Here is a 13371-nt window from a genome sequence, read left to right as displayed (position 1 = left end):
CATGAGCGACCACTCCGCGCCCTCGCAGCCAGGCGCCCTCGGCGAACGCAAGCTCGCCGTGCTCCGCGCGGTGGTGGAAGAATACGTCCGGTCCGGTGAGCCCGTCGGGAGCGAGACGATCGCCGAGCGCTCGGGTCTGGGCGTGTCGTCGGCGACGATCCGCAACGAGATGGCCGCCCTCGAGGAGCTCGGCTACCTGAGCCACCCGCACCCCTCGGCGGGAAGGATCCCGACCGACGTCGGGTACCGCCGCTACGTCGACACGCTCCCCGCGGGCGGGCGGCTCCGGGACGCGCAGCGCAAGGCCGTCTCCGCGTTCTTCGACGAGACCGTGCTCGATCTCGAGGATGTGCTGCGTGGCACGACCCAGCTGCTGTCGCGCATGACCCAGTACGCGGCAGTCGCCGTCCCTCCGGGTCCCGTGGACGAGGCATTGTTGCGGGTCGAGCTGATCGACCTCGGCGGCGCGGCCCTGATGATCCTGGTCGTCGGGCAGCACGGCCGCGTCGACAAGCGGATGATTGATCGGCCCGACCGGCTCGACGCCCAAGGTGTGACCGCGGTCGAGAAGCGGCTGCGGGCGTTCTCGGGGCTGACCCTGCCCGACGCGCAGGCGCGCGCGCTGCAGCTCGCCGCCGAGAGCCCCGGGGCCGAGCGACGGGTGCTCGGAGACGTCGCGGAGGCCCTTCGGGAGATCCAGATGGGCGAGGGAGCCGAGCACGTGCTCGTCGGTGGGGTCGCGAACCTCGCCGACGACGCGGCGAAGTGGCGCGCCGACACGATCCGGCGGCTTTTCGAGGCGCTGGAGCGCGAGACCGAGATGCTGAAGCTGCTGCGCGACGTCGCCGCGGGCGATCTCGCCGTCACGATCGGCGGCGAGCATCCGACCACCGGAGGATGGGATGCCTCGCTCGTCACGGCCCCGTTCGGCACCGTCGAGAACCAGGTCGGCACGATCGGGATCGTCGGCCCGACGCGGATGGACTACCTGAGCGTGATGGCCTCGGTGCGCGCGGTCGCCAAGCGGTTGTCGGATCTGGCAGCGGAACTGGAACAGTAGTGGCGGCCGTCCGCGACCTCTACGAGCTGCTGGGCGTCGGGCGCGACGCGTCGCCGGACGACATCAAGCGCGCCTACCGCAGACTCGCACGCGAGCTGCACCCGGATGTGAACGCCACTCCGGAGGCGGAGGAACGCTTCAAGGAGGTCTCGGGCGCCTACGAGATCCTGTCCGACCCACAGCGGCGGCAGCGCTACGACGCCTACGGGTCCGAGGGTGGACCCGGGTTCCGGTTCGGAGATGTGCAGGACATCTTCGACATGTTCTTCGGGACCGGTGGCGGATCCGGTGGACGTCGCACGCAGCAGCGCACCCGGACCCAACGCGGCGAGGATCTGTTCGCGGTCGTCCAACTCACCTTCTCCGAGGCGGCGTTCGGCGCGCATCGCGACCTCGAGGTCGAGCGGGCAGTTGTCTGCGGAACCTGCGAGGGCTCGGGTGCGGAGCCGGGGACCGCGCCGACGACGTGTCAGGTCTGCGGTGGCTCGGGGCAGGTCCAGCAGGTGCGCCGGAGCATCTTCGGTGAGCTCGTGAGCGCCGGGCCGTGCGGCACGTGCGAGGGGACCGGACGACAGATCGCCTCGCCCTGCCCGACCTGCGAGGGACACGGGCGGGTCCTCGCGACCGAGACCGCCCCGATCGATGTCCCCGCGGGCGTGGCCGACGGCCTCGAGCTCCGGGTCGGATCGGGGGGCCACGCGGGCCGCGCGGGAGGGCCGCCGGGCGACCTGTACCTGTCGCTGCGGGTGGAACCGAGTCCGCTGTTCGAACGACGCGGGCAGGATCTGGTCACCCTCCTGGAGATCGACATGACCCAGGCGGCGCTGGGCGCCGAGGTCGAGGTCGATACCCTCGACGGGCGCGAGCGCGTGAAGATCGAGCCCGGAACCGAGGCCGGCACCGTCGTCCGGCTGAAGGGCCAGGGGATCCCGAACCTGCACCGCCGGGGCCGCGGAGACCTGTTCCTCAGCGTGCGGATCCGGATCCCGGACGGCAAGGACAAGGCCGAGCGCGAGCTGCTCCGCCGGCTCGCCGACCTCCGCGGCGAGCCGGCGGGCAAGGGATCGGTCGTCGACGGCCGGCTACGCCACCCGTCCGAGCCCTGATCGCTACGCGGGCGAGGTCTCCACGGAGTAGGTCATGTTCGAGGGCATCGGGTTGTTCCCTCCGGTTCGCGTCACGTTGCTGACCACGGCGACCGGGCGCGTGACGCACCCGTCGGCGTCGACCGATGTCGTCAGCGGCCCTCCGTCGGTCACGTCGTCGGTGTCGACGAGATCGAGCTCGGTTCCCGTGTCGCACACGATGCTGACTGCGAACGTTCCCTCTCCGGAGGTGTTCGTGACGTCGACGTCGTAGGTGCCGGAGCCCGGCAGACCGACCCAGTTGAGCGCGTAGTTGTCCTGAACGGTGCCGTCGTAGTCGTCACCGACCGAGCCGATCACGGTCGTGTTCGGGTTCGGCCCCGTGGTCTTCCGGTAGCCGTTCGCCTCCTGGAGGCAGTAGGGATAGACGTACCCGCCTCGGCACTTCTTCAGGAACTTCAGCGCGATCGACGCCTCGTGGTAGTCCTCGCCGAGGTCTCCGCCATGGGCGTCGAACAACGCCTGCTCCCACGCGCCGAGGTTGCTCGCGGTCTCCTTGCTCACGAGTTCCCAGAACGTGCGCATCACGAGCTGGCCGCCACCTGCCGTTCCTGTTCCGTACTGCTCCACGATCGCCCGGAACACGACCCAATAGGAGTAGGGGAACTCCGCCGGGGCATCGCCGTAGCGCGACATCGAACGATTGAAGAGCGGCCACAGGTAGTACCAGCTGTCGTTGGCGGTGTCCCAGACCTCGTCCTCCATGTACGTGGCGCCGCCCTCGGTCCAGCCGATCGTCGGGGAGTTGGAGCCGGTGAGCCCGCCGATGCCGAACTGGAGCGAGTGGTTGTACTCGTGGGCGGATGTCGCGTCGAGTGCGCCCCGAGGCCGGGAGGGGAACCCGCGGTAGTCGCTGTTGAGCACGAGACAGCTCGCGAACGCGTCCCCGTCGGGCCAGGGCGTGTGCGGGTTGTTGCCCACCGGCCCCCCGTAGGTGCCGCCGGTGGTTGCGAAGCCGTAGAGGCCCGAACCGAGATTCGCGATGTACGCGTGGTATTTCGGGCCGGCGTTGTTCCTCTGCGGTGGCTTCCACCAGCCGAACCGCTTGACCTCGAACCTGTACACCCGGTTCAAGGAGGCCTTGTAGTCACCGATGTTCAACGGGCTGCGGATCTTCGTCGGATCGAAGTGGATCTTGAAGAACTTCGTCTTCGCGATCTTCGGGAAGGGCCCGGTCCCGCCGCACTTGGAGCTGTCGCCTGCGGCCCTCTCGGTCGTCGACGTGCCGGCGAACCCGAGCGTCCGAGAGACATCGGCGGGCAGGTCGCCAGCCTCGGCGCGCCGTTGCAGCGCGAGCAGGATCATCGTGCCGTCCCACGGAACCTCGCTGCGGAACCGCGGGGGGATCGCGTCGCCGGAGAGGGCGGACGCGAGGTACCGATCGACCTCGTCCTGGGACAGGAGGCCGTCGCGGACGGCATCGGAGAGCAGATCCGGCGTGGAACCCTCGGCTGCGGATGCCTCTGCAGCGGCGGGCGTTCCCACGGTCGCGGGAGACGCACCGGCCGGGGCGGGCGCGGTCACGACCCCGACGGCGATCAGGGCGCTCGTCACGACGAGCAAGAACCGGGACTTGGGACGCATCTGCTTCTCTCCTCTCCCGTGCTGCGGGGGCAAGCGCTCGGTCATCCGGGCGGTCGCAGGCGGGGCGGGCAACGCCCCTCGCCGATGGCTACGTTATCGCCTGGCAGGGGGTTCGGGTTGAGCGACCGATGCCGACTTCTGCGAACCGGCCGGTGGTCCTCCCGGTCGCGACATCGGCCGTCGGACCTACGACTGCGAGGTCGCGACGGCGTAGGTGCGGGTCGCCGAGGTGGAGGGGTTCGGCCCGTTCTGCTTCTGGTTCGTGACCACCGCCCAGGCCGACGCGCATGCTCGCGCGTCGAAGTCCGGGATCGAGGTTGCCTGCCCGGGGCCGAGGACCTCCGAGGCGGGACGGACCGACGCCGAGGTGCCGTCGTCGCAGACGAGGCTGATCCGGAGCTGGCCACCACCGGCGGTGTTCGCCAGGCGCACCCGGTAGATCGATCCGGTCGGGATGCCCACCCAGTTCAGCCCGAAGTCGTCCTTGACGCCGCCGCGGTAGCTCTCGCCGACCTGGGTCACCTTGCCGTGCAGGGGAGGCTTGCCGGCCGCGGCCATGTACGCCCCGGCCTCCTCCAGGCAGACCGGCGGGGCATAGGCCAGTGCTCCGCACGTGCGGAGCACTCGCAACCGGATCGCAGACGCGTGGAACGCCTCCCCGAGCGAGTGGCCTTCGGCCCCGACGCCGGCGCGGAGCGCATCGAGGTTCTCGGCGTTCCGCTTGCCGATCGATTGCCAGAACCGCTGGAGCACGTCCTCGCCGCCTCCCACGACCCCGGCGCCGTACGGCTCGGTCAATGCTCGGAACACGACCCAGTACCCGTACGGGCTGTCGGCGTAGGTGCCCATGGCATCGTAGAACGAGGGCCACAGGTACTGGTGGTTGTCGTCCGCTGCGTCGACCACCTCGTCCTCGATCCACGTCGCGCCGCCCTCGACGAAGACGTCGTCGGGTCGGTCCGGGCCGATCAAGGCGCCGTAGCCGAACTGGATCGCGTGATTGAGCTCGTGAGCCGCGGTCGCGTCGAGAGCTTCGCGCGGGCGTGTCGACACGCCGAACAGGTTCGCGTTGAGCACCATGCACGAGGCGTAGGCGTCGACGTCGTCCCACGACGTGGACGGGTTGTCGCCGACGAGGCCGGCGTGGGTGCCGCTGGGTGAGACATACCCGTAGAACCCCTTCAGGCGGACGAGCCGGACGTGGTAGCGGCCTCCACCGGTTCCCGGCGGCGGTGCGGCCCATCCGAAGGAGTCGATCTCGGTCGCCCAGGCGGACTCGAGCGCGGCAACGTAGTCCTGCAGCGTGAGGCCGGCGCCGATGCGGCTCGGGTCGTAGGAGATCAGGAAGTGCGGGGTGGTGATCGTGCTCGGCAGGGGGGTCGTGGAGCTCGAGCAGCCCGGTGTGGTCTGAGCGCGCCGGTTCCCGGCCCGGGTACCGGCTCCGATCATCTCGGCGATCCGACGCGCGATCGGTGTGGAACGGGTCGCCACGCGGTGCAGGCGCAACAGCAGGATCGTCCCCTCGGCGAGCGCGTCGCTGCGGTACTCGGGGGGGAGGCGATCGGGACGTGCGAACGCGAACGCGAGCAACAGGTTGCCGCGGGCCCGAGAGATGCGGCCGCGATCCGCTGCTCGGTCGATCAGCTGTGGCGTGGTGAGGACCGTCGGATCGTCGCGGAAGGTTTCGGCCGCTCGTGTCTCGTTGCCGCCGGAGGTCGCGGAGGCGGGCACGAGGGTCAACGTCGTGCCGATCACGAGGAACCCGGACAGCGCGAGCGGAACGACCGCACGCAACCTGCCCATCGGCTGCCTCCCTCGGGCGCGGGAAGCACCCACGCGGAACCTACTCCGAGACACGGGCCGAAGCCAGTTGGCCGAGGCGGTCATCATGGGAACGCCATGGCGCACCGAAGGAGTAGCATCGCCCCCATGGGGGAACTCGCCGTCGATTCCGAGTGTCTGTTCTGCAAGATCGCCTCCCGCGAGGTGCCGGCCGAGATCTTGCACGCCACCGAAACCGTCGTGGCGTTCCGCGACATCAACCCGAAAGCACCGACGCACATCCTGCTGATCCCCAAGGAGCACATCGCGTCGATCGCGGTCGTCGAGGAGCGTCATGGCGGGATGCTCGCCGACCTGATGCAAGCCGCGACGCACCTCGCTCGCACCGAGCGGATCGACGAGTCGGGCTGGCGCTTGCTCACGAACGTGGGGGAGGGCGCCGGGCAGTCGGTGTTCCATCTGCACTTCCACCTGCTCGGCGGGCGTCCGCTCGCGCCGCTCGGGTGATCCCCGTCCGCGAGAACACAGGGCTGGGCCGCGGCGGGCCTGCGCGGTAGAATCACCCAACGGACCCGGCGTCGCCGCGTCCGACGTCGACCAGGAGGGCGGGGGCGACCCCGGAGAGAGGCACTTGGCGAGTCGCGCCACCACGCAAGTCAGGATCCTCGTGCCCGGCAGCCAGTCGATGGTCGCCCTCCTCGGCCAGCAGGACACCTTCCTCAAGCTCGTCGAGGCCGCGTTCGCCTCCGAGATCCTCGTTCGCGGCAACGAGATAACGATCAGCGGTCCCGAGCGGGAGGCCGAGAAGGTCGGGACCCTGTTCGAGGAGCTGATCGAGTTGCTCGACAAAGGTCACGAGTTGACGCCCTCCTCGGTCGGACAGACGATCGAGTTGATCAAGGGCGAGGAGGCCAAGCCCACCGAGGTCCTCGGCGACGTGGTCCTCACCCGTCGCGGCAAGGGCATCGCGCCCAAGACTCTCGGGCAGAAGCGCTTCGTCGACGCGGTCCGGCGCAACACCGTCACGTTCGCGATCGGTCCCGCCGGAACGGGCAAGACCTACCTCGCGGTCGCGATCGCCGTGAAGGCCCTGCAGGAGCGCGAGGTCTCACGGATCATCCTCACCCGGCCCGCCGTCGAGGCCGGCGAGCGGCTCGGCTACCTGCCCGGCACGCTCTACGAGAAGATCGATCCGTACATGCGTCCGCTCTACGACGCGCTGTTCGAGTTCACCGGGGCCGACTCCCTCCCACGGTTGATGGAGCGCGGGACCGTCGAGGTGGCACCGCTGGCCTATATGCGCGGACGGACGCTCAACGATGCGTTCATCATCCTCGACGAGGCGCAGAACACGACGCCCGAGCAGATGAAGATGTTCCTCACGCGGATCGGATTCGGGGCGAAGGCCGTCGTGAACGGCGACACCACCCAGGTCGACCTGCCGGCGGGCAGCCGCTCGGGTCTGCAGGTGATCGAGGAGATCCTCACCGACATCGAGGGGATCGAGTTCTGCCATCTCGGTGCGCGCGACGTGGTGCGCCACAAGATCGTGCAGGACATCGTCGAGGCCTACCGTCGCTTCGGCGAGCGGCGGGAACGGGCAGCTCGATGAACGACGCCGGCCATCCTCCGAGTCCCGATCCGGCGACGGCCGGACCTCACATCCTGCTCGACGACCGGCAGGACCTCCCCGTCGACAGCGATGATCTGCGGGCGCTCGCGCTCGCGTGCCTCCGGGGCGAAGGGGTGCAACGGGGCGAGCTGTCGATCTCGCTCGTCGCCGACGACGAGATCGCCGAGCTCCACGAGCGATTCATGGGCGAGCCCGGACCCACCGATGTGCTCTCGTTCGGGTTCGACGACGAAGACGATCGCGCACCGGGCGGCGCTCCGCTGCTGGGTGACGTCGTGATCTCCCCGGCGACCGCCGTCCGCAACGCCGCCGAGCACGGCAACGATCCGACCGGCGAGGTCCGTCTGCTGCTCGCACACGGGGTGCTCCACCTCCTCGGCTATACCCACGACGAGGAGATCGATCGCGCAAGCATGTGGGAACGGCAGGAGGGCTACAGCGGGGTGCGGACGCCGTGATCTGGCTCTGGGCGCTCGTCGTGGCGCTGATCGTGTTCGGCACCGTGCTCGCGCTCGCCGAGTCCTCGCTCACGAGGATGACCCGCGTGCGGGCGCTGGCCCTCGTCGAGGAAGGCCGCCGCAACGCGCCGATCCTCGAGCGGATCGAGAGCGACCCACCCCGGTACCTGAACTCGATCTACCTGACCGTGATGCTCGTCCAGAACGGCTCCGCGATCCTCGTTGCGATCCTCGCTGAGGACTCCTTCGGCGGACTCGGTGTCACGATCCTGTCGCTGTTGTTCACCCTGCTCTACTTCGTGATCGTCGAGGCGATGAGCAAGACCTACGGGGTACTCCACAGCGACCGGGTGGCCCTCGCGCTGGCGCCGATCGTATGGTTCCTGGGTCGCGTGCTGGCCCTTCCCACGCGCGCATTGATCGGCATGGCCAACGTGCTGCTCCCCGGGAGGGGACTCAAGCAGGGCCCGTTCGTCTCGGAGGAAGAGATCCGCTCGATGGCCGAGGTCGGCTCCGAGGAGGGGTCGATCGAGGAGGGAGAGAAGGAGCTGATCCACTCGATCTTCGAGTTCGGCGACACGATCGTGCGCGAGGTGATGGTGCCGCGCCCCGACATCGTCGCGATCGAAGCGGACGAGACGCTCCGCGACGTGCAGGCGCTCGTCCTGCAGCACGGGTACTCGCGGATCCCCGTGTTCCGAGACGACCTCGACGAGACGATCGGCTTCGTGTTCGCCAAGGACGTGCTGAAGGCGTTGCACCAGGGCAAGGTTGACATGCCTCTGGAGGAGATCGTCCGCGAGCCACACTGGGTTCCGGAGGCCGCGAAGGCCGCCGTCCTGCTGAAGGACATGCAGAAGGAGAAGTTCCACATCGCGCTCGTCACCGACGAGTACGGCTCGGTGTCGGGCATCGTCACCCTCGAGGATCTGCTCGAGGAACTCGTCGGCGAGATCGTCGACGAGTTCGACACCGAGGAGATCGAGCTCGAGGAGGTCGCCGAGGGCTCCTACCTCGTCAGCGGCAAGATGGGTGTGGACGAGCTGAACGACCGACTCGACGTCGAGCTACCGGACGAGGAGTGGGACACGGTGGGCGGCCTCGTGATGGGCCTCATGGGCAAGATCCCCGAACAGGGAGAGCAGACGCGGCTCGACGGGCTGGACTTCCGCGCCGAGGCGATCCAGGGCCGGAGGATCTCGAAGGTGTTGATCACGCGCGTCCCGGAACCCTCGCCCGGCGACGAGGACGCTCAGTCCGCCTCCGGGAGCCGGGAAGTCGCCGCCGAGTAGGCGGTGAGCCACCGATGACGTTCCGCTCGGGGTTCGTCGCGGTGCTCGGACGACCGAACGTCGGCAAGTCGACGCTCGTGAACGCGTTCGTCGGCGAGAAGGTCGCGATCGTCTCGGACAAGCCGCAGACGACACGGAACCAGATCCGTGGGATCCGCTCCACCGACGACTCCCAGATCGTGTTCACCGACACGCCGGGGTTCCACAAGCCGAAGACGCTGCTCGGCAAGCGTCTGAACGACCTCGTCGGTGCCTCGGTCGCGGGGGTCGACACGATCGTGCAGGTGGTCGACGCGCACGCGGGGGTCGGACGCGGCGACGCGTTCGTCTACGCCAGGCAGGTCGAGTCGCACGCGGGGACCAAGGTCTGCGCCGTGAACAAGGTCGACCGTCTCGCGCACCACGAGGTGGTCCCCCAGCTCGCGGCGGCGGGAGCGCTCGGCGCGTTCGACGAGATCGTTCCCGTCTCGGCAGCGACGGGCACGGGCGTCCCCGAGCTGATCGAGGTGCTGCTCGCCTCGCTCGGCGAGGGTCCCGCGTTCTACCCGGCCGGGGAGGCCACCGATCAGCGGCTCGAGGACCGGGTCGGCGAACTGATCCGCGAACAAGCGTTGCGCAGGACCCGCGAGGAGGTGCCGCACTCGCTGGCCGTCGTCGTCGAGGATCTCGAGCGGGAGGGAGAGCTCACGCGCATCTTCGCGACGGTCGTGGTCGAGCGAGACTCCCAGAAGGGCATCGTGATCGGGAAGGGCGGCGAGATGCTGAAGCAGATCGGCACCGCCGCACGCGGCCAGATCGAACAGCTGCTCGGAACGAAGGTCTTCCTCGACCTTCGGGTCAAGGTGCTGAAGGACTGGCAACGCGATCCGAAGCACCTGCAGCGCCTCGGGCTGTAGCATCGTGGCACCGACGAGCGAACGGAGCGGGTCCATGGAACTCGAGCGGTTGATGCGACTGCCGCTGTTCGCCGAACTCGATCAGCACGACCTGTCGATCGTCGCGCACGCGTCGGGCGAGAGCGAGATCGCCGAGGGCGACCTGCTGATCGAGCAGGGAGCGCCCCCGTCGGAGATGTTCGTGATCGAATCGGGCACGGCGGAGGTGCTGCGCGACGGTGAGCGGATCGCGACGCTCGGCCCGGGGGACGTCGTCGGCGAGATGGGACCGATCAAGCTCCAGCGACGGATGGCATCGGTCCGCGCGACGACCCCTGTACTCGCCGTCACGCTCGGTTCCGACGCCCTCGCATCGATCGCCCGGGAGATGCCGGAGCTCGCCGTCGACCTGCGCGCCGAGGTCGAGCGCCGCGAACGCCTGCTCGGGTAGCCGCGGTGCGAGGCGACCGGGATCTCGAGCGGCTCGAACGGATCTTCCGTTGCCTGGATCTCACCTCGCTGTCTGACGATGACACCGAGGAGGGGATACGGACCCTCTGCGATCGAGCGCGACGGCCCGACCCCGAGGACGAACGGTTGGCTCCGGTCGCTGCGGTGTGTGTGCTGCCGCGCTTCGTCCGAGTGGCGCGTGACGCGCTCGGCGACACGGAGGTGGCGCTCGCGGCCGCTGCCGGCGGCTTCCCCTCGGGTGTCGCCTCGACCGAGGAGCGGGTCTCCCAGATCCGTCAGGCCCGCGTCGATGGGGCCGTCGAGATCGACACGGTCCTCGATCACACGATCCTGCTGACCGGGGCCGACGCCGCCGTGAGCGAGCAGCTGCACGCCTCGCGGGAGGCGGCGGGACCGGCGGTTCTGAAGGTGATCCTCGAGACCGGGGCATTGCCGGGAGAGGACACGATCCGTCGCGCGGCCCGGCTCGCGGTCGCAGCGGGAGCCGATTTCCTGAAGACCTCGACCGGGACGAGCGCCCCGGGCGCGACGCCGGCTTCGGTTCGGACGGTGACCGAGGAGGCGTTCCGCGCGATGGAGCAGGGACGGCAGGTGGGCGTGAAGGTGGCCGGCGGGATCGGCTCGCCCGAACAGGCGTTGTCCTACCTCGACCTGGTCGAGGAGGTGCTCGGACCCGGATCGGCGACGCCGGAGCGGTTCCGGATCGGAGCCTCCTCTCTGCTCGACGCGCTCGTCGACGCGCACCGGCGGCGGCGCTCGGCCCCGTGACCGGGCACTCCTCACGGAAACGCAACAGCGGGAACCGGGACTTCGCCCCTGCTCGGGGCGTACCATCCCAGCGTGCCGCTCACGAAGGAACAAGGGATCGTCCTGCGCTCGGTCAAGCTGGGTGAGGCCGACAAGATCGTGACGATCATGACCCAGGGCTCGGGCAAGGTCCGGGCCGTGGCCAAGGGTATCCGCAAGACCACCTCCCGGTTCGGCGCCCGGCTCGAGCCGTTCACCCACGTCGATCTGATGCTCTACCGGGGTCGCGGATCGCTCGACACCGTCACCCAGGCCGACATCCTCGGGTCCCATCGTGCACTGCGCGGGGACCTCGGGCTGTTCGGCGCAGGGGAGACGATGCTCGAGGCGGTCGACAAGGTCGCCGAGGAACACGAGCGCAACGTCCGGTTGTTCCTCTTGTTGCTGTCGGGGCTCCGCGCGCTCGAGACCCGGCCCGCCGATCCGACGGCGGTGACGGAGTCGTTCCTGCTGAAGCTGCTGTCGCTGTCCGGATTCCACCCGAGCCTGAACGCGTGCGCGATCTGCGGATCGACCACCGCGGATCGTTGGTCGTCCGCGCAGGGCGGGCTCGTGTGTGCGACCTGCGCCGATGGGCATGCCGAACACGCGCCCGCCGGAACGGTCGCCCTGCTTGCGGCGCTGGCGACCGCAGATCTGACCGACGCCGGCGCGCAGGTGGTCGACGACCGCGTGCGACGCGGGGCGCGGGCGTTCCTGTTCGGGTTCTGCGAGTACCACCTCGAGCGGCGGATGCGCAGCTTCCCGATCCTCGCGAGGAGCCTGGCTCCGTGAGCTACCTCGCCGACCTCGACCGCGAGAACCTACCCCGTCACGTCGGTGTCGTGATGGACGGCAACGGCCGGTGGGCGCAGGCGCGCGGACTCGCGCGGACCGAAGGACACGCGGCGGGCGAGGAGGCGATGTTCGACACGGTCAAGGGCGGTGTGGAGGTCGGCCTCGACTGGCTCACGATGTTCGCGTTCTCCACCGAGAACTGGCGGCGTCCGATCCTCGAAGTGAAGTACCTGATGGAGTTCAACCGCGGCCTGCTCCGTCGCCGCCGCGACGAGCTGAACGATCTGAACGTACGCGTACGGTTCCTCGGCCGTCGCGACTGGCGCGTTCCGCGGGGCGTGCTCCGGGAGATGGACGAGGCGGAGGAGCTCACCGCAGACAACACGGGGATGACGTTGTCGATCGCCTTCAACTACGGCGGCCGGATGGAGATCGTGGACGCCGTACGGCAACTGTTGGATGAGAAAGAGCTCGGTGTCTTCAACGGCGAGCGACTGTCGCCCGAGTCGATCGCGTCGCGCCTCTACGATCCCGAGCTCCCGGACGTCGACCTGCTCGTGCGCACAAGCGGCGAGGAGCGCATCTCGAACTTCTTGCTGTGGCAGGTCGCCTACGCCGAGCTGTGGTTCACGCCGGTGCTGTGGCCCGACTTCGATCGCGAGCATCTGTACGAGGCCCTGCGCGACTACCAGAAGCGTTCCCGGCGGTTCGGCCAGGTCGTCGAGGAGTGAGGCGGGCCGCCCCCGCCGCTACCGGCGGCCGGCGTCGCGATCGACGGGCGCCTCGTCGATCCGCACCACGTCCGGCCGGGGCATCGCGGACCGGTAGGTCGCGATCGATCCGCTGCGTTCCGCGACCCGCGAGTGCGGCGAGGTACGCCAGGTGAACCACAGCACGATCGCCGCGAGGATCGTGTACGCCCCGAGCACGACCAGCTCGATCGCGCCGGCCAGATCGCCCAGCTGGTCGCGGAACCCCTCGAGTCCGAGCGTGATCGCCGCCCCCGTCCCGAGGACGATCGCGGTCACCACGAGCTTGCCGACCACGCCGAGGCTCGCGCTCTGGGGTTCGACCTGTGGCCGGGGACCGGCCGTCGGACGGAAGCCGACGGTCGGGGTCGGCGGGACGATCACGAGGCCGCCCGCGGTCCGTTCGGGCATCGTCGTCGTCGCCGGAAGGGTGATGACCGGGTCTCCCGGCCGCTCGCTGGTCCGCCGGTACGAGCGATCCGGTCGCATGTTCGCGACCGGTGAGAAGCACTGTCCGCACCACGCGAGCTGCGGAGAGAGCGCAGCCCCACACACGCTGCACGTGGACATGTCGCCGCCTTTCCACGTCCCGGGGGGCCGGTTATCCGGGCGCCCGTTGCCCGGGGGCTCCCAGAGGGGGCCCGAACGTACCCCCGCGGGAACCGCCTGCGCAAGAGGCCATCGGTCGGTTCGGGGGCGCCGTTCGGCGCGGGTACGATGGGTGCGCCGGAGCGCCGA

General features: G+C 69.4%; 14 protein-coding genes. 11 read left to right on the top strand and 3 right to left on the bottom strand.

The genetic code is table 11. From position 1 onward, the window contains the following. Position 1 precedes the first annotated feature (1 nt). On the top strand, positions 2 to 1060 hold the full coding sequence (gene hrcA / locus WEF05_00515) for a heat-inducible transcriptional repressor HrcA (GenBank protein ID MEX1100382.1): 1059 nt from the start codon (positions 2 to 4) through the stop codon (positions 1058 to 1060). Next, positions 1060 to 2166 carry a molecular chaperone DnaJ gene (gene dnaJ / locus WEF05_00510; GenBank protein MEX1100381.1) on the top strand — a complete coding sequence of 369 codons (1107 nt, stop codon included), beginning with the start codon at positions 1060 to 1062 and terminating at the stop codon, positions 2164 to 2166. The genes hrcA and dnaJ overlap by 1 nt, the downstream gene beginning before the upstream one ends. A gap of 3 nt (positions 2167 to 2169) precedes the next feature. On the opposite strand, the gene WEF05_00505 is transcribed toward dnaJ, so the two are convergent. Both WEF05_00505 and WEF05_00500 read right to left on the bottom strand, forming a co-directional pair. Beyond that, a complete protein-coding gene (locus WEF05_00505; protein ID MEX1100380.1) occupies positions 2170 to 3789 on the bottom strand; it encodes a hypothetical protein in 1620 nt (539 codons plus the stop codon). Between the two features lie 186 nt (positions 3790 to 3975). Beyond that, on the bottom strand, positions 3976 to 5592 hold the full coding sequence (locus WEF05_00500) for a hypothetical protein (protein ID MEX1100379.1): 1617 nt from the start codon (positions 5590 to 5592) through the stop codon (positions 3976 to 3978). Between the two features lie 126 nt (positions 5593 to 5718). Between WEF05_00500 and WEF05_00495 the strand changes: the two genes are divergently transcribed. The 9 genes from WEF05_00495 (at position 5719) to uppS (ending at position 12615) form a co-directional block, all read left to right on the top strand. Then, positions 5719 to 6078 (top strand): histidine triad nucleotide-binding protein, encoded by a 360-nt coding sequence (locus WEF05_00495; GenBank protein ID MEX1100378.1) that lies wholly within the window; start codon positions 5719 to 5721, stop codon positions 6076 to 6078. Positions 6079 to 6256: 178 nt separating this feature from the next. Continuing rightward, positions 6257 to 7183: a PhoH family protein gene (locus WEF05_00490; protein MEX1100377.1), complete on the top strand. Its 927-nt coding sequence runs from the start codon at positions 6257 to 6259 to the stop codon at positions 7181 to 7183. Further along, on the top strand, positions 7180 to 7662 hold the full coding sequence (gene ybeY / locus WEF05_00485; GenBank protein MEX1100376.1) for an rRNA maturation RNase YbeY: 483 nt from the start codon (positions 7180 to 7182) through the stop codon (positions 7660 to 7662). Before WEF05_00490 ends, ybeY begins: the two co-directional genes overlap by 4 nt. Continuing rightward, the gene (locus tag WEF05_00480) at positions 7659 to 8954 is read left to right on the top strand and encodes a hemolysin family protein (protein ID MEX1100375.1); all 1296 of its coding nucleotides are present in this window, start codon (positions 7659 to 7661) and stop codon (positions 8952 to 8954) included. The genes ybeY and WEF05_00480 overlap by 4 nt, the downstream gene beginning before the upstream one ends. A gap of 14 nt (positions 8955 to 8968) precedes the next feature. After that, positions 8969 to 9850 carry a GTPase Era gene (gene era, locus WEF05_00475; protein MEX1100374.1) on the top strand — a complete coding sequence of 294 codons (882 nt, stop codon included), beginning with the start codon at positions 8969 to 8971 and terminating at the stop codon, positions 9848 to 9850. 34 nt (positions 9851 to 9884) lie between these two features. Beyond that, a complete protein-coding gene (locus tag WEF05_00470) occupies positions 9885 to 10280 on the top strand; it encodes a cyclic nucleotide-binding domain-containing protein (protein MEX1100373.1) in 396 nt (131 codons plus the stop codon). A 5-nt stretch (positions 10281 to 10285) separates the two neighbouring features. After that, positions 10286 to 11068 (top strand): deoxyribose-phosphate aldolase, encoded by a 783-nt coding sequence (gene deoC, locus WEF05_00465; protein ID MEX1100372.1) that lies wholly within the window; start codon positions 10286 to 10288, stop codon positions 11066 to 11068. A gap of 72 nt (positions 11069 to 11140) precedes the next feature. Beyond that, positions 11141 to 11881, top strand: coding sequence for a DNA repair protein RecO (recO, locus tag WEF05_00460; protein ID MEX1100371.1), 741 nt, complete (start codon positions 11141 to 11143; stop codon positions 11879 to 11881). After that, the gene (uppS, locus tag WEF05_00455; GenBank protein ID MEX1100370.1) at positions 11878 to 12615 is read left to right on the top strand and encodes a polyprenyl diphosphate synthase; all 738 of its coding nucleotides are present in this window, start codon (positions 11878 to 11880) and stop codon (positions 12613 to 12615) included. The genes recO and uppS overlap by 4 nt, the downstream gene beginning before the upstream one ends. A gap of 18 nt (positions 12616 to 12633) precedes the next feature. Here the strand turns inward: uppS and WEF05_00450 are convergent, their stop codons facing one another. Continuing rightward, on the bottom strand, positions 12634 to 13203 hold the full coding sequence (locus tag WEF05_00450; GenBank protein ID MEX1100369.1) for a hypothetical protein: 570 nt from the start codon (positions 13201 to 13203) through the stop codon (positions 12634 to 12636). Positions 13204 to 13371 lie beyond the last annotated feature (168 nt).

The sequence above is a fragment of the Actinomycetota bacterium genome, assembly GCA_040881665.1.
Lineage (GTDB): Bacteria > Actinomycetota > UBA4738 > UBA4738 > HRBIN12 > JBBDWR01.
The sequence above is the reverse complement of the archived record's forward strand: the minus strand, read 5'-3'. Positions and strand labels throughout refer to the sequence as shown.